Raw genomic sequence first — 19811 nt, 5'->3', positions numbered from 1 at the left:
CCCTGTAGCACAATTCAGGCGGATTTGGAGCGCGAGGGCCACGACTAACCGGATCGTGATCTAGCGCGGTGCCAGCACCATCATCATCTGGCGGCCTTCGAGCTTCGGTTCCGCTTCGACCTTGGCGATGGTCGCCACTTCCTCGCGAACCTTGTTCAGAAGCTGCATGCCAAGTTCCATATGCGCCATCTCGCGACCACGGAACCGCAGCGTCAGCTTGACCTTGTCGCCTTCCTCGAAGAAGCGGCGAACCGCTTTCATCTTGGTCTCGTAGTCATGGCTGTCGATGTTCGGGCGCATCTTGATCTCCTTGATCTCGATGACCTTCTGGTTCTTGCGCGCCTCGGCCGCCTTCTTCTGGTTGGCGTATTTCAACTTGCCGAGATCGAGGATCTTCACGACGGGGGGCACCGCATTGGGCGATATCTCGACGAGGTCGAGCCCAGCCTCTTCGGCGAGCAGCAATGCGTCGTTGATGGAAACATCGCCGCGGTTCTGGCCTTCGGCGTCGATAAGCTGGACCCGGGGAACCCGGATATCACGGTTGGAGCGCGGGCCATCCTTGGTCGGCGCCGCTGCTTTGAAAGGTCTGCGAATGGTCGTGGTCTCCTTGGCCGTTTCGTTCAGGATTTGTCAGTCTTGATGCGTGGACGCGCCAATGTGGGGAGCGCGCGGGCGGAGTCAATAGCACAGCGTCGACAGGAAATCACCCTGATCGCTGCACCAAACAAAGAAACATCACGAGCACTTTCCGCCTCGCCGCTGGCTGTGTCAAAAGCAAGCGGTGAGGAAAAAGCCATGATTGCCACGCCACCAATCTTTCCGGATGTCCCAATCTTTCTGGATGTTGGGGGATCGAGCATCGCGGTGCGCCATACAACAGGGGCTGAGCCCGGCATCGTCTGGCTCGGCGGCTACAAGTCGGACATGCTGGGCACGAAGGCGCAGACGCTGTCGGACTGGGCGGCAAGAGAAGGCCGCGCGTTCCTGCGCCACGACTATTCCGGCCATGGCGAATCCGGCGGCGCCTTTGCCGACGGCACGATTTCGACATGGCTTGCGCAGAGCCTTGCCGTGTTCCGGCATTTCACCCGGGGCAAGCAGATCCTGGTCGGCTCATCGATGGGCGCCTGGATCGCGCTGCGCATGGTGCAGGAATTGCGCAAGGCTGATGACAGCAATGTCGCTGGCCTGGTGCTGCTGGCGCCGGCGCCGGATTTTACCGCTGAACTGGTCGAACCTAATCTGACCGAGGCGCAGAAGCGCGACCTCGCCGAAAAAGGCTTCTTCGAGGAGCCGTCGGACTATTCTGCCGAGCCTTACATCTACACGCGCGCGCTGATCGAGGACGGACGCAACAACCTGACAATGACAGGCCCGATCGACACGCATTGCCCGGTGCACATCTTGCAGGGACTGGCCGATGCGGACGTGCCGGCAAGCCACGCGCTGAAGCTGGTCAGTCTGCTGCCGGCCGACGATGTGACCTTGTCGCTGATCCCCGACGGCGACCATCGGCTGTCGCGGCCGCAGGATCTCGACATGCTGGTGCGGGCCGTCGGTGCGATGGCGCGGAAGGGGAACTGATGCGCGCCTCCATCCCGATATCCGCCTTTGTCGCGGCCATCGTCGGCTTCGGCGGCACGCTGGCCATCGTCATCGCCGCCGCCAAGGCGGTCGGCGCGACGCAGATCGAGACGGCGAGTTGGGTGACGACCATCTGCCTTGCCATGGCGATCGAAAGCCTGTGGCTGTCATGGCGCACGAAAATGCCTGTCATCACCGCCTGGTCGACGCCGGGCCTGGCGCTGATGGCGGCTTCGAGCGGTTTCTCGATAGGCGAGGCCGTCGCCGCCTTCATCGTAACCGCTGTCCTTTTGATCGCCACCGGGCTGTTTCGACCGCTGACGCAGCTGATCTCGAGGATACCGCCATCGGTCGCCTCGGGCATGCTGGCCGGCATCGTCGTCAGCTTCGCGCTCAATGCAGTGAGGACCATTCCCGTCGACCCGTGGCTGATCCTGCCGCTGATCGCAGCGTTCTTCGTCATCCGGCTGTTCAATCCGGCGCTGTCGGTGCTGGCGGTTCTGATCGGCGGCGGCCTCGCCGCCTTCCTGACCGGGCGTGTCGGCGGACTGCCGACACCGGAACTATCGACGCTGACGCTGATTGCGCCTGATTTCACCGCCAAGGCGATCATTGGCCTGGCGCTGCCGCTCTATCTCGTCACCATGGCCTCGCAGAACCTGTCGGGCCTGGCGGTGCTGCGCGCCGCCGGCTACCACCCCGAGCCCGGGCCACTGATCGGCGTCACCGGCCTGCTTTCGCTGCTGTCAGCGCCGTTCGGCGGCTCGACCACCAACCTGGCGGCGATCTCGGCGGCGATCTGCACCGGGCCGGACGTCCATCCCGACCCCGCCGAGCGCTGGAAGACCGGTCCCTTCTATGCGCTCGCCTATCTCGTCTTCGCGATTTTCGGCGCTTCGCTGGTGGCGATCTTCGCCGTCCTGCCGCAGAGCCTGATCGTGCTGGTCGCGGGTCTCGCGCTGATGGCGTCGCTCGCCAACGCGCTGTCGATCGCGCTGAAGGAAGAGGCCGATCGGATGGCCGCCACCGTCACCTTTGTCGTCACCGCGTCGGGGCTGACGCTGTTCGGCGTCGGTGCCGCATTCTGGGGCCTGATTGCCGGCCTGGTCGTGCTTTTCCTCGATATGCTCAAAAAGCGACAATCATTTCAGGAGCTTGTCCGGTTTTGGCGGACATTGCCTTGAATCGCCGTTTTTCTCTTCCCATTTCGATTCCACGCAGCCGGATTTGGCTGTCTCCAACCGAAGGAATGGGAGAAATGAACACATCCGCATTGATCCGTCCGGCCTGGACGCCGGCAACCATCGCGTTGATGGTGGTCGGTTTCATGGTGTTCTGGCCACTCGGCTTCGCCATGCTCGCCTACATCATCTGGGGCGACCGCCTCGATGGCTTCAAGCGTGACGTCAACCGGGCGACCGACGGCATCTTCGCCGGCTGCCGCCGCGGTTCCGACAAGGCCGCACGCTGGGGCAATGGTTCCAACCGCACCGGCAACGTCGCTTTCGACGACTGGCGCGAAAAGGAACTTGAACGGCTGAACGAAGAGCGCCGCAAGCTCGACGAGATGCTGACCCAGTTCGACGAATACGCCCGCGAATTGCGCCGCGCCAAGGACCAGGACGAGTTCGATCGCTTCATGGCCAACCGCAACAAGTCGGCGGCGCCGACGAAAACCGATCCGAACACCACCAAGCGTGGCAAGGGCTCGAACCTGCTTGACGACTAAGGCCCGGCGACAGGCCAGATCGTGAAAAAAACGGCGTCGCGCGAGTGGCGCCGTTTCTTTTTTGTTCTATTCGTTTTCCTCGAATCACGTATCGTTGAGCCATGTCTTTCGGCTTCTTCCGCAATCTGACAAAGCCCAAGCCCGCGCCTGTAGAAGAGCGCGAGCATGTCGTTGCCGGACGCACGCTGCCGCTCAGGATCGTCGAGAGCGCCAGGGCGCGCCGTTTGACGCTGCGCATCGATTCGGGCGGCCAGGGCCTGCGCATCACCGTGCCGCCGGGCCTGCGCCGCGGCGAGGTGGAGAGATTCCTCGACCGTCACCAGGACTGGCTGGAGCAGCGGCTGGCCAAGGTTCCGACACGGCCGCAGGTGCGGCCGGGCATCAGGATCCCGGTGCGTGGCGTGCCACACCGCATCGTCCACGAGCCCTCGAAACGCGGTACCGTGACAGTGTCACGCGACGAGCGTGGCCCGCTGCTGATCGTGCATGGCGACCGTGTGCATCTGCCACGCCGCATCGCCGATTTTCTCAAGCGCGAGGCCAAACGCGAGATCGAGAAGCTGGTGGCCAAACACACCGAAGCGCTCGGCAAGCGCGCCAAGGCGATCCGTTTCAAGGACACGTCAAGCCGCTGGGGCTCCTGCACCTCGGACGGCAATCTGTCGTTTTCCTGGCGCATCATGATGGCGCCGGCGCCGGTGATAAATTACCTCGTCGCGCATGAGGTGGCGCATCTCAAGGAGATGAACCACGGCCCGAAATTCTGGAAACTGTGCGAGAAACTCTGCCCCGACACCGACCGCTGCAAGGATTGGCTAAAGCGCAATGGCGGCGCGTTGCAGGCGATTGCGTTCGAGTAGGGATATGTCGAAGCTTGGCGAAGGCCTCTCCAGCTTCGTCATCCTAGGGCGGAGCAAGGAGCGAAGCGACGCGGCGTAGACCCTAGGATGACGAACTCAATCATCATTCGCGGCGTTGAGCTCATCCGGTCGCAGCCCTTCATCCCCATGATGCGGCCAGGGCAGGAAGTTACCGTCGAATTCATCGCCGCCGAAATAATCCAGCGCGCGATGCGCTTCGGCGCCGTTGAAGGCGGCCTTGTCCATCAGATGGGCGATGACCTCGCGCGCCTGCGCGATCTTCTGCTTGAGTTCGGCAATTGTTCTGTCGGCCATGATCGTGCTCCCGCCTTGCATTCTGTCCATCCATAGGTAGCGCCTTTGGCTGCGCCGGCAAACAGCATGCTTTTCCTCGACTCTTAGCGCTTTTCATGCCAATTCCCGCGTCATGGCGCTCGATATCAAGATCTGTGGCTTAAAAACCGACCAGGCAATGGCCGCGGCACTGGCCGGCGGCGCCAGCCATGTCGGCTTTATTTTCTTCGCCAAAAGCCCCCGCTATGTCCAACCTGCCGAGGCTGGCCGCCTGCGCGAGGCGGCGCGCGGCAGGGCAAAAGCGGTCGCCGTCACCGTCGATGCCAGCGACGCCTTCCTGGACGAGATCGTGGCGGCGATGCAGCCCGATATGCTGCAGCTGCACGGTTCGGAAACGCCGGAGCGGGTGGTGGAGATCAAGGCTCGGTTCGGCCTGCCCGTCATGAAGGCGCTGCCGGTCAGCGAGACTGCCGACCTCGAACGGATAAAGCCGTTCATCGGCATCGCCGACCACTTCCTGTTCGACGCCAAGCCCCCAAAGGGCTCTGAGCTGCCGGGCGGCAACGGGGTGGCCTACGACTGGCGCATTCTCACCGGCCTTGACGCCGGCGTCGATTACATGCTTTCCGGTGGGCTCAACGCCGCCAACATCGGCGATGCCCTTCGGCTTGCCAATCCGCCCGGAATAGACATTTCCTCAGGCGTGGAAAGCGCGCCGGGCGTCAAGGATCCGGCGCTGATCGAGCAGTTTTTCCGGGCCGTCAGGGCAGCACGCGACGACCGCGCCGCCTGACCGGCTCAAACCAGAGCATGTCCCGGAAAAGTGGGAACCGCTTTTCCGACAAGGACATGCCCACCAGTCAAGATGCAGGAGATCGGCGATGGACAAGCCGGCGACACCCAATTCCTTCCGCACCGGACCCGACGAACAGGGCATGTTCGGCATTTTCGGCGGTCGTTTCGTTGCCGAAACGCTGATGCCGCTGATCCTCGACCTCGAGCGGAACTGGAACGAGGTCAAGAACGATCCGGATTTCCGGGCTGAACTCACGGACCTTTCGACCCACTATGCCGGGCGGCCGTCGAAACTCTATTTCGCGGAAGGCCTGACCAAGCATCTTCGTGAGGTTTCCTCGGCGAAGGGCCTCGGGGGCGGCGCAAAGGTCTATTTCAAGCGCGAGGATTTGAACCACACCGGTTCGCACAAGATCAACAACTGCCTCGGCCAGATCCTGCTGGCCAAGCGCATGGGCAAGAAGCGCATCATCGCCGAGACCGGCGCCGGCCAGCATGGCGTGGCATCGGCCACGGTCGCCGCCCGCTTCGGCTTTCCCTGCGTCGTCTATATGGGCGCGACCGACGTCGCCCGCCAAAGCCCCAACGTCTTCCGCATGAAGCTGCTCGGCGCCGAAGTGCGGCCGGTAACCGCCGGTCATGGCACGCTGAAGGACGCCATGAACGAGGCGTTGCGCGACTGGGTGACCAATGTCGAAGACACCTATTACCTGATCGGCACCGCCGCCGGCCCGCACCCCTATCCGGAACTGGTGCGCGACTTCCAGTCGGTGATCGGCACCGAGGCGCGCGCGCAGATCCTCGAGCAGGAAGGCCGGCTGCCGGACACCATCATCGCCGCTGTCGGCGGCGGCTCGAACGCCATCGGCCTGTTCCATCCCTTCCTCGACGACAAAGAGGTTCGCATCATCGGCATCGAAGCCGGCGGGCGCGGCCTCGACGGCATCGAGCATTGCGCCTCCATGAATGCAGGAAAACCCGGCGTGCTGCACGGCAACCGCACCTATCTCTTGCAGAATTCCGACGGCCAGATCATGGACGGCCATTCGATCTCGGCTGGGCTGGACTACCCGGGTGTCGGTCCGGAGCATTCCTGGCTGCGCGACAGCGGCCGTGTCGAATACGTGCCTATCCTCGACGACGAGGCGCTGCAGGCCTTCAAGCTGACGACGCGTGTCGAAGGCATCATCCCGGCGCTGGAATCGGCGCACGCCATCGCGCATGCGGTGAAGATCGTGCCTGCCATGGACAAGGACCAGATCGTCATCGTCAACCTGTCGGGCCGTGGCGACAAGGACGTGCACACGGTGGCCAGCATGCTGGGCATGGAGATCTGATCATGACCACCCGCATCGATCGCCGCATGGCGAAGCTGAAGACCGAAGGCCGCCCGGCGCTCGTCACCTATTTCATGGGCGGCGACCCCGACTACGACACCTCGCTGTCGATCATGAAGGCACTGCCTGGAGCCGGCTCAGACATCATCGAGCTCGGCATGCCCTTTTCCGATCCGATGGCCGATGGCCCGGCGATCCAGGCGGCGGGCCTCAGGGCGCTGAAAGGCGGCCAGACGCTGGTCAAGACACTGAAGATGGCGTCGGAATTCCGCGCCGGAGACAATGAAACGCCGATCGTGCTGATGGGCTACTACAATCCGATCTACATCTATGGCGTCGACCGCTTCCTCAAGGACGCGATCGCCAGCGGCATCGACGGGCTGATCGTCGTCGACCTGCCGCCGGAAATGGACGAGGAACTGTGCATTCCGGCGCTCAAGGCGGGCATCAACTTCATCCGGCTGGCGACGCCGACCACCGACGACAAACGGCTGCCCAAGGTGCTGCAGAACACATCGGGCTTCGTCTACTACGTGTCGATGACCGGCATCACCGGCTCGGCGCTGGCCGACACCGGCAAGGTGGCGGCGGCGGTCAAGCGCATCAAGGGCCATACCGACCTGCCGGTCTGCGTCGGTTTCGGCGTCAAGACCGCCGAGCAGGCGCGCGTCATCGGCGCCAATGCCGACGGCGTCGTCGTCGGCACGGCGATCGTCAACGCGGTGGCCAATGTGCTGGGGCCGAAGGGCGAAAAGACCGCCGATCCGGCCGAAGCTGTCGCCACCCTGGTCAGCGGCCTTGCGCAAGGCGTGCGCTCGGCCCGCCTTGCTGCCGCCGAATAGTTTTCCTACCTCTCTTCCCAAATCTTCGTCAGGACAGGAGCCGAAGCGATGAACTGGATCACCAATTACGTTCGCCCGAAGATCAATTCGATGCTCGGCCGGCGCACCGACATGCCCGAGAACCTCTGGATCAAGGATCCGGAGACCGGCGAGATGGTGTTCCACAAGGATCTGGAATCCAACCAGTTCGTCATCCCGTCCTCCGGCCATCACATGAAGATCTCGGCCAAGGAGCGGCTGAAGTTCTTCCTCGACGACGGCAAATACGAGACCCTGGACAACCCCAAGGTCATGCAGGATCCGCTGAAATTCCGTGACGAGAAGCGCTATGTCGACCGGCTGAAGGACGCCAAGGCCAAGACCGGCCTCGAGGACGCCATCATCAATGCGCTGGGAACCGTCGAAGGCCTGCCGGTGGTGGTGACCGTGCAGGACTTCGCCTTCATGGGCGGCTCGCTCGGCATGGCCGCCGGTGATGCCATCGTGCACGGCTTCGAAGTGGCCTTGCAGCGCAAGCGGCCGCTGATCTTGTTTGCCGCTTCCGGCGGCGCCCGCATGCAGGAAGGTATTTTATCCCTCATGCAATTGCCGCGCACCACGGTCGGCGTCGACCGGCTGAAGGAAGCCGGCCTTCCCTATATCGTCGTTTTGACCAACCCGACCACAGGCGGCGTCACCGCCTCCTACGCCATGCTGGGCGACGTGCACATCGCCGAGCCCGGCGCGCTGATCGGCTTTGCCGGGCCGCGCGTCATCGAGCAGACCATCCGCGAAAAACTGCCGGACGGCTTCCAGCGCTCCGAATATCTGATGGAACACGGCATGGTCGACATGGTGGTGTCGCGGCTTCAGATGCGCGAAACGATCGCACGGCTTCTGAAAATGCTGCTCAAGCTGCCGGAGGAGCAAAAGCCGCTCGAGCCGGAAATCCTGCCGCCGGCGGTAATCTCTCAGGAAGCCCGCCCACAGGCTTGACGCGACACCGAGCGACGCGAACAGCGATTGCGCCCTATCCATGGCGCGCTGTAGCTTTTTGATTGCCATGGTCATTGCGAAACCGATTCTGGTTCTCGGGCCATGCACCAGGATTGCGCCATGACAACGCTTGCCGCCGACCGCGAAATCGAAGCCCTGATGGCACTTCACCCGAAAGGCTTCGACCTTTCGCTCGACCGCATTTCACGGCTGCTGAAACGGCTGGACAATCCGCAGGACCGGTTGCCGCCGGTGATCCACATCGCCGGCACCAACGGCAAGGGCTCGTGCGCGGCGTTCTCGCGCGCGCTGCTCGAGGCGGCCGACTACCGCGTCCATGTCCACACCTCGCCGCATCTGGTCAACTGGCACGAGCGTTACCGGCTGGCCGCCGATGGCGGCGGCAGGCTGGTCGACGACAGGGTGTTCGCGGACGCCATCGCCCGCGTCGCCAGGGCCAATGAAGGCGAGACGATCACCGTCTTCGAAATCCTCACCGCCGTGACCTTTCTGCTGTTTTCCGAGCACCAGGCCGATGCCGCCATCATCGAGGTCGGGCTCGGCGGCCGTTTCGATGCCACCAATGTCGTCAACGAGCCGGCCGTATCGGTGATCATGCCGGTGTCGCTCGACCACGAGGCCTATCTCGGCGACCGTGTCGAACTGATCGCCGCCGAAAAGGCCGGCATCATCAAGCGCGGCTGCCCGGTCGTCATCGGCGCGCAGGAAAGCGAGACGGCGCTGCAGGTGCTGATCGAGACCGCCGAGCGGCTTGAGTGCCCGACCTTCGTCTACGGCCAGGATTTCCTGGCCTTCGAGGAAAACGGCCGCATGGTCTATCAGGACGAGGACGGCTTGATGGATCTGCCGCCACCACGGCTGCCCGGACGCCACCAGTTCGCCAATGCGGCGGCGGCGATCGCGGCGGTCAAGGCGGCCGGCTTCGAAATCAGCCATCGCGCCGCCGAGAAGGCGATGACCAGTGTCGCCTGGCCCGGCCGGATGCAGAAACTGGTGCAGGGCCGGCTGGCCGAACTGGCGCCGAAGGGCGCCGACATCTGGCTCGACGGCGGCCACAATCCGGGCGCCGGCGTGGTGGTTGCCGAAGCGCTGGCCGAGCAGGAGGAAAAGAACCCGCGGCCGCTTTTCCTCATTTCGGGCATGATCAACACCAAGGACCAGAGCGGCTATTTCCGTGCCTTCAAGGGCCTTGCCCGCCATGTCTACACGGTGCCGGTGAGCCTGAGCGACGCCGGCGTGCCGAACGACGAACTGGCGATCCGCGCGACGGAAGCCGGGCTGACTGCCGAGCCGGTGAGTTCCGTCGCGAGCGCGCTGATGCTGCTGCGCGACACCTGGGATGGCCCAGCGCCGCGCATCCTGATCGGCGGGTCGCTTTATCTGGCCGGTGCCGTGCTGGCCGAGAACGGCACGCCGCCGACTTAAGGCGTGGCGTTGTAAAGCCGTTTACATCGGCGGTCAGCGCCGCCCCTCATTGTCCTGCCGGACATTTCTCCCCGTATAGTGACGGGGAGAAAGACGCTGTCACGAACGATTTCGCCAATTGTCGCCGTTGCAGGAAAGGCGCCGAGGATTGCGACGGCATCTTCTCCCCGTCACTATACGGGGAGAAGATGCCGGCAGGCAGATGAGGGGCGGCGCCAACGTTTCCAGTATCACCGGCGCTCATCGATCGCAGAGCCCGCTCCTACTTCAGCTCGATCTCGATGAAAGCGTATTCGCCTTCATTGGCGCTGATGACGTCGTGTTCGACGCCCTCCTTGCGGAAATAGGGTGCGCCCTTCTTCATCTCGGCGAAGGATTCTCCGTCCTTGGTCATCAGCTTCACCTTGCCGTCCATCAGCGGCACGACGACATAGTCGTGGCCATGGCGGTGCCAGCCGGTGTTGTCGCCCGGCTGGAAGCGGTACTCGGTGACGATGACGCGCTCATTGTCGATGAAGACGGTGGCCTTGGCGGATCCGGTCATAGCGTTTCTCCCTGCTTCTGCTGCCAACAGAAGACATGGAGTGGCGCAACGTGAGAGCCAGAGCGGCGCAGCGATGACGCCAACAAAAAGCCCGGCGCGAGGCCGGGCTTGATATCAAGATGTCAGACGGATCAGGCGAGGCTGCCGTTGATCCAATGCGACAGCGCGGTCTTGGGTGCTGCGCCAACCTTCATGTCGGCCACTTCGCCGCCCTTGAAGATCATCAGCGTCGGGATCGAGCGCACGCCGAACTGCGCGGCGAGCTCGGGATTCTCGTCGATGTTCAGCTTGGCGATCTTGACCTTGGCGCCGAGTTCGGTGGCGATGTCTTCGAGCGCCGGGGCGATCATCTTGCAAGGACCACACCATTCCGCCCAGAAATCGACGACGACCGGTACGCTGGCGTTAAGCACATCGGCCTGGAAATTGCTCTTGTCGACCTTGACGGTGGTCATGCGGAAATCCTTTCGAAAGTTTTCGTCGCACCAAATGTGGTGGTGATCAGGCCCTTCTTCAAGCAGGTGTTGTGTCACGCTCCGGTGAGTCGAGCAAGGGCGTCATCCATGACGCCGGGCGGCAGTTCGATCAGACGCGGCGCCTCGGTGAACAGCAAGGCCGCCTTTACCGCGCGGCCTGGGTAAAGCGGCTGCAACAGGGCGCGATAGAGCGCGAGTTGCAGGACATAGGCCGGCGGAACCTCGGCCAACGAGGCGGGCACCGGCCGGTTGGTCTTGTAGTCGACGATCGAGACCGTGTCCGATGTCACGGCCAGCCGGTCGATCTTGCCGGAAATCGAGCGCCTTTTGCCCTTGACCTCCAGGCTGCCCATGATCGCGACCTCGGCACGCGACGATGGCGCAAACAGTTGACCGAGGCCGGGATCGGCAAGGATGGCGGCGACCGACGCCAAGGCCTTTTCCCGTTCCGATTGAGGCCAGCCTGCGCCCGTTCGCGCGAGATAGCGTTCCGCTGCGGCCTGCCGCTCGGGTTCGGCAATGCCGGGCAACATCTGCAGCAATTTGTGCAGGGCCAACCCCCGCATCACGGCAAAACCGGGCTCGGCATCCGCATCAAGCACCGGCGAAAGCTCGTCGACCACCGCTTCCTTGCCTTCGTCGATGAGCGCCGAGGCACCGGATGGCGACAGCGGACGCGGCAAATCCTCGAAAGGCGGCAAGGGCCGGAACAGGGTCGCAGGCAAAGGCGCGAAAGTGTCCGCCTGACGTGCCTGCTCGCTGGAAACCAGTGCAACGGGCGGCAGCCTTGTGACGTGGAAGCGGTGCACCGGGCCTCCGCCGGCGGGGTGCGGACGCTCCTCGCTCTCGGGGGCATCGGTCAGCGCGCGATTGACGATCGAATGCCAGGTGCCGGCATTCGGCGCCCGCTTGCCGTGATAGCCGCAGACGATCAGCCGGTCCTCGGCGCGGGTCATGCCGACATAGAGCAGACGGCGGTATTCGTCGTCGGCGAGTTCTCGCGCCCTGACCGCCGCCGCCTTCGAAAAACCGTTGGCGACATCGCTGGCCGAGCGCCAGAGATAGCCCTTGCCACCCCAGCCCGAACCATCGAAGGGCATCAACCTTGGCAGATGCTGGTCGCTGAACGGCGCCGAACCGCCATCGACCAGGAACACGACCGGCGCCTCCAGGCCCTTGGCGGCGTGCACGGTCATGACGCGAACCTCGTCGCGGGTCTGGTCCATCTCGCGCTTGATCTCGGGGCCGGCGTTCTCCAGCGTCGACAGGAAGGCTTCCAGCCCCGGCAAGCCGGTTCGCTCCTCGGCAAGGCAAAAACTCAGGAACTCGTCGAGAATATCGCCGGCCTCGGGACCGAGCCGCGCGATCATTCTCCGGCGCACGCCATCGCGTGCCAGCAGGCTGGCGTAGAACTCGAACACCGGCTTGAAAGCAGCCTCGTTCGCCCAGTTGTCGAGTTTGGCGACGATCCGCGCCAAAGCCTCGCTTTCGCCGGCGTGGGCGCGCAGCGATGCGATCAGCGACAGACCAGGCTGCCTCTGCGCCGCGAGCGTGAAAAGCGCTTCCTCCGGCAGATCGAAGATCGGGCTGCGCAGGACGGCGGCGAGCGACAGATCGTCCTGCGGCTGGATGAGCAGATGGCCGAGCGCGATCAGGTCCTTGACCGCGATATGGCCGGGCAGGCTCAGCCGGTCAGCGCCGGCGACCGGAATGTCGCGGCGTTTGAGCGCCCGGGTCAGCGCGTGGACGAAGCGATCGCGCTTGCGCACCAGCACTAGCACGTCGCCGGGCCGCAGCCGCTTGCCACGGCCTTCGATGATCTCGCCCGCGCCGATCCAGCCGGCAATGGTCGCCGCGACGTTCTCGGCTACGCGCACCGCCGGCGCATGGGCATGGTCGATGGCCTGCGTCCAGTCGTCGGGCTCGTCGACGACGTCGGCGCCGACCGACGGCCACACTTCGACATAGCCCGGCGCGTCGGTGCGGATCGCCTTGTGGCTCAACGGATCGGGATCGTGGCTGATGCCGCGCCGCACGATAGGATCGGCAAAGACGCGGTCGACGGCGGCCAGGACATCGTCGGTCGAGCGGAACGACCAGGTCAGCTTGAGGTCGGCGAAGGACGCCTCGGCGTCGCGCACCCGTCCCGCGAACAACAGCCGGCTGTCGGCGAAGGAGTCCGGGGCCGCGCCCTGAAAGGAATAGATCGACTGTTTCTCGTCACCGACGGCAAAGACCGTGCGATGGGTCCTGTCGCGGGCGCCGAAGCCGGCAAAGAATTCTTCCGCCAGCCGCTTCACCACCTCCCACTGATCCGGGCTGGTGTCCTGCGCTTCGTCGAGCAGGATGTGATCGATGCCCTGGTCGAGCTTGTATTGCACCCAGGGGCCGGCATCGGGCCGCGCCAGGAGATTGACCGTGCGGGTGATCAGGTCATTGAAGTCGAGAAAGCCGCGGCTGCGCTTCAGCACTTCGTAGCGGGCGATCAGCCAGTCGGCGACGGTCAGCGCGGCGCGCGTGCCTTCCAGCATCCGGAACAAGGCCAGCCGGTCGACGGTTTCGACGATGGCATTGGCCGCCGAGAGATAGCGTTCCGCCAGGTCCGGCAGTCGATCGACGAGCGCCTTCTTGAAGGCCTTGGCCGGATCGTAGGCATCGCCATCAGTCTTGAGGAAGGCTCTCGCAAGCAGTTGCAGACGGCGAACCGGATCGGCCTCGGTGAAGGCCTGGCGCGCATAGGGCAGGATGTTGTTCAGCACCGTCCTGGCGTCGGTGGCATCGGCGGCATGAACAAAGCCGGCAAAATAATCGGGCAGGAAGCCCGGCAACGGCCAGACCGAAGCCGCTATGCTATCGGCGGTCTGGCCGGGGCGGAAATGGAATTCGTCGAACAGCGCCTGGAGCCGCGTGCCGTCGCCCCCGATTGCGTCGATGAAATTGCGCAGGCCGTCGCGCTTGCGCACGATCTCGCCCAGCAAGGCGTCGAGCCCGGCTTCGCCACCGCGATCGAGGATGGTGGCAAACGCCTCGGCCAGATCCGCGTCGCCGGCGGCGGAAATCATCTCGCGGCGCGCGGCGGCAAAAAGCGATGCCTCCATCTGGCCGTCGAGCATCTCGAAATGGGCAGGGATGTTGGCCTCCAGCGGGAACTGGTGGAGCACCGATTCGCAGAAAGCGTGGATGGTCTGGATCTTCAGCCCGCCGGGCGTTTCCAGCGCCTCGGCGAACAAGCGCCGCGCCCGGCGCATGGTCTCACCGTCTGGCCGGCGGCCTTCCAGCGCCTCGACCCTTGCCGCCAGATCCGCGTCAGCGAGCGTCGTCCATTCCGACAGTGTCGAAAACACCCGGTTCGACATGTTGGCGGCGGCGGCGCGCGTATAGGTCAGGCACAGGATCTTCGACGGATCTGTGCCGCGCAGCAGCAGTCGGATGACGCGCTGGGCCAGCACATGGGTCTTGCCGGAGCCGGCATTGGCCGACACCCAGGCGGAGTTCTGGGGATCGGCGGCGCGGGCCTGGCTGGAGGCGGTATCGCTCGGGATGGGATAGGCCTTCTTCATGCCTCCCCTCCCTCGTCACCGGCATCGCCGCCGGCTGACCATTCGAGCACGCGGGCGAGATGGTCGTAGTCGCCATCGGTCTCGCCTTCGCGAAACGGCAGCGCGCGCGACAGATAGAAGGTTGCCGGATCGGCGTAGTGGATCAGAAGCTTCTCCAGCCGCGCCCAGGCTTCTTCGGCAAGATCGGTCGCGGTCCTCGGCTGGCGATTGTGTTCGAGGATGGATTCCTCGAACACCTCGCCATTCGGCTTCAGCCGCACGAACGCCAGTTGCGAGGGTTCGCGTGCGCCCAAATCCTTGAAGGCACCGCGCCTGAGCAGAGCACCCTCAAGCGCCAGTTGCGGCGCAAGCAGCGTGTGCGCCTGCGCCTTGGACGGCGAGGAGCCCGTCTTGAAGTCCAGTATGTCGGCCATGCCGCCGGCCAGCAGATCGACGCGATCGGCGTACCCGGACAGCGTCACGCCGGACTGGCCGACGACCGTCTTGCCGGCGCGCTCCTCGGCATGCCGCCGTACCACCGCGTCGGCGCGCGTGCGCTCCCACTCGATGATGTTGGCGGCCAGCTTTTCGAAACGCGGCCACCACACCGCCTCGACATCGGCCGGAAGTGCCGCTTCGGCAAAACAGGCGCGGCCGGCGGCGATGAGGCCGGCGAGCGCATCCGGCGCGCGCGGATCGGCCACGCGCGCCGAGAACAGATGCAGGATGGCGTGGAACAGCGTGCCGCGCTCGGCGGCACCGGGATCGCGGATCACCGGATCGAGCGGCATCAGGCCAAGGATCCGCCTCGCATAGACGGCATAGGGATCGCGGCGCAGGGTCTCGATCTCGGTGACCGAGAAATGGCTTGGGCGCACCGACAGCGGCGGCTTCGGCTGCGGCCGCGGCGCGAAGTCCTGCCTTGGGCCGGCATCGAGCGCGCGTGCCCAGGCGAGCAACTCGTCGCCGCGCCGGCGCAGTTCGGTCGCCTGGTCCTTGCCGATAAAGGTCAGCAGGCGCTGCAGCCAGCGCGATGGCACGGCGGGTGCGTCGCCGGCGCGCGCCGAGCGGGCCAGCACCACTTGTCTCGCGCCCATGGCCATCTGGAAATCATGCGCGGCAAGGCCGATACGCCGTTCGGGCGGTTCGAGATCGATGCCGGTCTTCATCAGCCGCGACATGAAACGGTCGCTCTCCGGCTTGCGCGGCCACACACCCTCGTTGAGCCCGCCGATGACCAGCGTGTCGACATCCTGCAAGCGCGCCTCCAGCGCGCCCCAGATGGCGATGTTCCTGTCGGTGCCCTGTGCCGGCTTGACCGTTTCAGGCGCGATCAGTGCCGCCATCACGTCGGGCCATTCGTTTGCGGCGAAGGACAGCGATTCTGAAGCCGCGACCAGCCCACGCAGCAATTCGGCAAGCTTTTCGCCGGCGTCGCCGGCATAGAGTTCGCCAAGCCCGCCATCCGCGGCGCGACCGAGATTTTCCAGTGCCACGATGCTGGCCCTGACCAGCACGGCAAGGTCGGCGTCCGTCTGGCCGCCAAACGCCGCGAGCGGCGCCAGCGCCTGTGTGAGACGCTGGAGCAGATCCCGCGCGCTTTCGATGGAGCGCACGGTCAGACGGGAAAACCAGAAGGGCGGCCGGCTGTCGCTGCCGAGGCCGATGAGGCGGGATTCGAACAGTTCCGGTAGCGAAACGATGTCGGGCCGGCCGGTGCCGCCGCGCAGCGCCACCAGCTCGACAAGCTCCGCCGCATGGCGCACTTCAGCGCGTTCGAGACCGAGACCAAGCAGCGGATGTTTGAGCAGCGACAGCAGGCCAACCGGATCGCCCGGCCGGAACACAGCCTCGAGCGTCAGCCTGAGCAGGCTGGCCGCCGGGGTGTTGGCGAGCGGCGTGCCGCCGGAATCGTCGGCGACGACGCCAAAGCGCTGGAGCTCGACCGAGACGCGCCGCGCCAGGGCGCGATCACCGGTGACAAGGGCCGCCCTTTGGCCGGCTTGCTCAACGGCACGCTTGAGCGCGACAGCGATCGCGACCGCTTCGTCGCGTTCGCTGGCCGCTTCGAGCAGGGTCACGCCGGCGAAGGCGCCGGCGATGTCGGGCGCCGAAAATCCGGCGCGTGTCTCGGCCCATAGTTCGGTGGTCTCGGCCGGCCGCAGCGCTTCACCGACAAGGGCGGCGCGAAGCGCCAGTTGCGGCTCGGCCGCGCCGATCTCCTCGACATCGCCGCGCAGCACGCCGATCTTGCCGATGAGTTTTGCCAGGCCATATTGCGGGTGGCCGAGCACGGCCGGACGCGCGCCGGGCGTCGCGATTGCCTGGAAGGACGCTTCGTCCAGCGTCCGGTCGAGACCGGGCAGCACGATGGCGCCGCCGGGCAAGCCGGCAATCACGGCAAGCAGTTCGGCCGTGGCGGGTATCGAGCCGGTAGACCCCGCGGCAATGACCGGCCCGGCAGGCGGATTGCGCTGCAACCGCGCGGCCTCGGCGCGGATCAGCGCGCTGCGATGCGCGGCCGGGTTGGAGCGATCGCGCTCTTCAAGGAATTTCGGCCAGGCGTCGGTGACGATGCCGAGAAATTCGAGCGTCACCTGCCACCAGCCGGCGAGATTTCCTTCCACCAGGTCGGTGAGCTTGGCCCAGTCCGTGCCTTCCGTCTCGATCTCATCCATGAGCCCGGCGAGATCGCGCGCCAGCCAGATCGCGTCGGCGGTGGAGGCCGGGATGACGATTTCCTCGGCGAACAGGGCGGCGACATGCGCCGGCAGCCGGCGTTTCCAGGCACGCACCAGCGGCGCCAGCAGCAACAGGCGTTCGGTTGCCGCGATCGGCGGCGCAAGGTCGATTGCCGCCGATGCCTCGGCCTCGAAAGCGGCCTCATCCTCGTCGAACTCGCCGAGCGGCCGGATGACCGGCAGGATCGCCGAACCGCCGCCGCCGCGCGCCGCGAGGCTGTCGACGAAGACACCGCGCAAGGCGCGCGCGGCACGGCGCGTCGGCACGTAGATGGTGACATCGGCCAGAGCAAGCGGATCGCCGTCGAACCGAAACCACGGAACGAGACGGCCGGCAAGCAGCGCCTCGGCAAGCGTCGGCAGAAACGGCGCTCCGGAGGGGATGGAAAAAACGCGGCTTGAGCCGCTCATTTCAACTCGGCTAGCGCGTCGGCAACCGCCGCTTCCGCGAGCGGAATGGCATCGGGCGTACCGACGGTGATCCAATGGCCGTGCATCGGCATGCCGAACAGCCGGCCGGCAGCAATGGCCGTATCGAAATAGGCGTTGAGCGAGTGCGGCCGGGCGGGCGCATGCTCGAACAGCCGCGGATGGACGATCGCGGCCCCGGCATAGATCAGGCCCGCCGGATCGCCCTTAGAGCGCCGCAAGCCGCCATCCGGCGCCACCAGGAAATCGGTGCTGCCACAGTGTCCGGTCGCCTGATGGAGATCCGCCAGCATCAGCAGAATATCCATTTTCGCCGCGTCCCAGGCAAGGGCAAGGCAGCCGAGATTGAGGGGACCGTCGTCGATCCAGAAGGTGTCCGCGTTGAGGATGTAGAAGGGCTGCTCGCCCAGTTCCGGCAATGCCTTGACGATACCGCCGGCGGAATCGAGCAGTTGTTTGCTCTCGTCGGAAATGATGATGCGTGGCGCGTGGCGCGCGGCGACATGAGCGACGATCTGTTGGGGAAGATAATGGACGTTGACCACCGCCTTGCCGACACCAGCGGCGGCCAGGCTGTCGAGCCCCCAGTCGAGCAACGTCTTGCCGGCGACCTTGACCAGCGGCTTGGGAAGGGTGTCGGTGATCGGCCGCATGCGCTTGCCAAGCCCGGCGGCGAGCACGATGGCAGTATTCGGTCTTGCCGTCACAGCACACGTTCCTCCAGCAGACCGTGCGTGTCGTAGAAATCCCGCAGGCTGGCCAGGGCAGGATGGGACAGCGCCCGGCGCAGATAGTCGCGGATGCGCGGCAGGTGTTTCAGATAATAGGGCTTGCCGTCGCGTTTTTCGAGACGGACGAAGATGCCGAGGATCTTGGAATTGCGCTGCGCCGCCATGATTGCATAGGATTCCAGGAAGCTTGCTTCGTCGAAGCTGCCGGCTTTGTGACGCGCCGCGATATAGGCATCAAGCGTCCCTCTCTCGATCTCGGGCGACATGGTGACGCGCGCATCCATGGCGAGCGAGGCGACGTCATAGGCTGACGGGCCGATCAGCGCGTCCTGGAAATCGACGATGCCCAGCCGGTCATGCCCGGCACGGTCGCCGCGCCAGATGATGTTGGGCGAATGGAAATCGCGCAGCATCAGCGTGTACTCGCGGCCGTGCAGCCGGTCGAGAAGCGCGTTCCATTCCCGGTGGTAACCCATGCGCAAGGCATCGTTGGCCGGACCACCCGAGATCGCCGGCACATACCAATCGACCAGCAGATCGGCTTCGATCATCATCGCATCGCGGTCGAAAGGCGGCACGTCATGGAAGCCGCCCTGTCCCGTTGCCATGCGCCGCGGCCAGGCCCTGCCATGCATCATGGCCAGCAGTTCGGCCGCCGCCGCGTAGCGCCCGGCCACCGGCTGGCCATCGGCGCCGAGAAATCCTTCGGAACCAAGATGTTCGAGCAGCAGGAACCCCTGATCCTGGTCCTCGGCATGGATTTCCGGAACGCTGACGCCACCGGCCTTCAAAGCGCGGTCGATGGCGACGAAGGCCGAGACCGACTGCGCGGTATGGGCGATCTCGGCATAGGGCCTGCCGTCGCGAACCGGCGGCCCAAGCACCAGTCGCGGCGAGTTCATCAGCACTTGCGGCTCCCGGCCGGCAAGCGACACGATCTCATAGGAGCGTGCCGAGGCATCGCCGATGAAATGGCGGCACCGCGCTTCGCCCCAGCCGGCGCGCTCGAGAAAGTCGCGCATGGCCAGTGAGCGTGCCGCGCGATCGAAGGCTGCGCCCTCACCCGACAGCCGCGCCAGCCGTCCCTCGCCATGCTGGACAAGCTCGATCAGCACCGTCGTTTTCGGCAGATAGGCCTCGGCCCGTTCCGGCCACTCGACCAGGGCAGCACCTTGCGCCAGCGCTTCCTCGAAACCCAGCTCGTCGATCTCAGTCGCCGAGGACAGGCGGTAGAGATCGAAATGATGGACCGGAATGCGGGCGTCGTAGCTCTGCACCAGCGTGAAGGTCGGGCTCGGAACGTCGAGGCTCGCATCCTCTGCCAAGGCCCTGATCAACGCCCGCGCCAGCGTCGACTTGCCGGCGCCGAGGTCGCCCTTGAGGGCAAGCACATCACCTGGGCGCAGCGACAGCGCGAGATCCTCGCCCAGCCGTGCTGTCTGTGTTTCGTCGGCGAGTAAACGCTCCAACACCAATCCCGTCATCG

At 65.0% G+C, this 19811-nt stretch carries 17 protein-coding genes; 9 read left to right on the top strand and 8 right to left on the bottom strand.

All coding sequences use genetic code 11. From position 1 onward, the window contains the following. Positions 1-60: 60 nt before the first annotated feature. Positions 61-597 (bottom strand): translation initiation factor IF-3, encoded by a 537-nt coding sequence (infC, locus tag BPNPMPFG_RS24670; protein WP_010912915.1) that lies wholly within the window; start codon positions 595-597, stop codon positions 61-63. Between the two features lie 201 nt (positions 598-798). On the opposite strand from infC, the gene BPNPMPFG_RS24665 reads away from it, so the two are divergent. From BPNPMPFG_RS24665 to BPNPMPFG_RS24650, 4 genes are all read left to right on the top strand, one after another. After that, a complete protein-coding gene (locus BPNPMPFG_RS24665; RefSeq protein ID WP_258591233.1) occupies positions 799-1587 on the top strand; it encodes an alpha/beta hydrolase in 789 nt (262 codons plus the stop codon). Next, entirely contained in the window at positions 1587-2771 is a 1185-nt protein-coding gene (locus tag BPNPMPFG_RS24660; protein WP_258591232.1) for a benzoate/H(+) symporter BenE family transporter, read from the top strand. The genes BPNPMPFG_RS24665 and BPNPMPFG_RS24660 overlap by 1 nt, the downstream gene beginning before the upstream one ends. A gap of 74 nt (positions 2772-2845) precedes the next feature. Continuing rightward, positions 2846-3316, top strand: a complete 471-nt coding sequence (locus tag BPNPMPFG_RS24655; RefSeq protein ID WP_258591231.1) for a DUF2852 domain-containing protein — start codon at positions 2846-2848, stop codon at positions 3314-3316. Between the two features lie 101 nt (positions 3317-3417). Next, positions 3418-4176: a M48 family metallopeptidase gene (locus tag BPNPMPFG_RS24650; protein WP_258591230.1), complete on the top strand. Its 759-nt coding sequence runs from the start codon at positions 3418-3420 to the stop codon at positions 4174-4176. 96 nt (positions 4177-4272) lie between these two features. On the opposite strand, the gene BPNPMPFG_RS24645 is transcribed toward BPNPMPFG_RS24650, so the two are convergent. Next, a complete protein-coding gene (locus tag BPNPMPFG_RS24645; RefSeq protein ID WP_258591229.1) occupies positions 4273-4491 on the bottom strand; it encodes a hypothetical protein in 219 nt (72 codons plus the stop codon). A gap of 112 nt (positions 4492-4603) precedes the next feature. On the opposite strand from BPNPMPFG_RS24645, the gene BPNPMPFG_RS24640 reads away from it, so the two are divergent. From BPNPMPFG_RS24640 to BPNPMPFG_RS24620, 5 genes are all read left to right on the top strand, one after another. Continuing rightward, positions 4604-5263 (top strand): phosphoribosylanthranilate isomerase, encoded by a 660-nt coding sequence (locus BPNPMPFG_RS24640; protein WP_258591228.1) that lies wholly within the window; start codon positions 4604-4606, stop codon positions 5261-5263. An 88-nt stretch (positions 5264-5351) separates the two neighbouring features. Then, a complete protein-coding gene (trpB, locus tag BPNPMPFG_RS24635; protein ID WP_258591227.1) occupies positions 5352-6602 on the top strand; it encodes a tryptophan synthase subunit beta in 1251 nt (416 codons plus the stop codon). Positions 6603-6604: 2 nt separating this feature from the next. Then, a complete protein-coding gene (gene trpA, locus BPNPMPFG_RS24630) occupies positions 6605-7444 on the top strand; it encodes a tryptophan synthase subunit alpha (protein WP_258591226.1) in 840 nt (279 codons plus the stop codon). A 48-nt stretch (positions 7445-7492) separates the two neighbouring features. Next, positions 7493-8419 carry an acetyl-CoA carboxylase, carboxyltransferase subunit beta gene (gene accD, locus BPNPMPFG_RS24625; RefSeq protein ID WP_258591225.1) on the top strand — a complete coding sequence of 309 codons (927 nt, stop codon included), beginning with the start codon at positions 7493-7495 and terminating at the stop codon, positions 8417-8419. Between the two features lie 120 nt (positions 8420-8539). Further along, the gene (locus BPNPMPFG_RS24620) at positions 8540-9865 is read left to right on the top strand and encodes a bifunctional folylpolyglutamate synthase/dihydrofolate synthase (RefSeq protein ID WP_258591224.1); all 1326 of its coding nucleotides are present in this window, start codon (positions 8540-8542) and stop codon (positions 9863-9865) included. 262 nt (positions 9866-10127) lie between these two features. Here the strand turns inward: BPNPMPFG_RS24620 and BPNPMPFG_RS24615 are convergent, their stop codons facing one another. From BPNPMPFG_RS24615 to tsaE, 6 genes are all read right to left on the bottom strand, one after another. Next, positions 10128-10409, bottom strand: coding sequence for a cupin domain-containing protein (locus BPNPMPFG_RS24615; RefSeq protein ID WP_258591223.1), 282 nt, complete (start codon positions 10407-10409; stop codon positions 10128-10130). 131 nt (positions 10410-10540) lie between these two features. After that, the gene (gene trxA / locus BPNPMPFG_RS24610) at positions 10541-10864 is read right to left on the bottom strand and encodes a thioredoxin (RefSeq protein ID WP_111545430.1); all 324 of its coding nucleotides are present in this window, start codon (positions 10862-10864) and stop codon (positions 10541-10543) included. Positions 10865-10938: 74 nt separating this feature from the next. After that, positions 10939-14445 (bottom strand): double-strand break repair helicase AddA, encoded by a 3507-nt coding sequence (gene addA, locus BPNPMPFG_RS24605; protein ID WP_258591222.1) that lies wholly within the window; start codon positions 14443-14445, stop codon positions 10939-10941. Further along, entirely contained in the window at positions 14442-17576 is a 3135-nt protein-coding gene (addB, locus tag BPNPMPFG_RS24600) for a double-strand break repair protein AddB (protein WP_258591221.1), read from the bottom strand. Before addB ends, addA begins: the two co-directional genes overlap by 4 nt. Further along, positions 17573-18301: a nucleotidyltransferase family protein gene (locus BPNPMPFG_RS24595; RefSeq protein WP_258591220.1), complete on the bottom strand. Its 729-nt coding sequence runs from the start codon at positions 18299-18301 to the stop codon at positions 17573-17575. Before BPNPMPFG_RS24595 ends, addB begins: the two co-directional genes overlap by 4 nt. Further along, complete coding sequence (gene tsaE, locus BPNPMPFG_RS24590) at positions 18298-19809, bottom strand: tRNA (adenosine(37)-N6)-threonylcarbamoyltransferase complex ATPase subunit type 1 TsaE (RefSeq protein ID WP_258591219.1); 1512 nt, start codon at positions 19807-19809, stop codon at positions 18298-18300. The genes BPNPMPFG_RS24595 and tsaE overlap by 4 nt, the downstream gene beginning before the upstream one ends. Positions 19810-19811 lie beyond the last annotated feature (2 nt).

Origin of the sequence: Mesorhizobium sp. AR07 (assembly GCF_024746815.1) — a bacterium.
GTDB lineage: Bacteria > Pseudomonadota > Alphaproteobacteria > Rhizobiales > Rhizobiaceae > Mesorhizobium.
The sequence above is the reverse complement of the archived record's forward strand: the minus strand, read 5'-3'. Positions and strand labels throughout refer to the sequence as shown.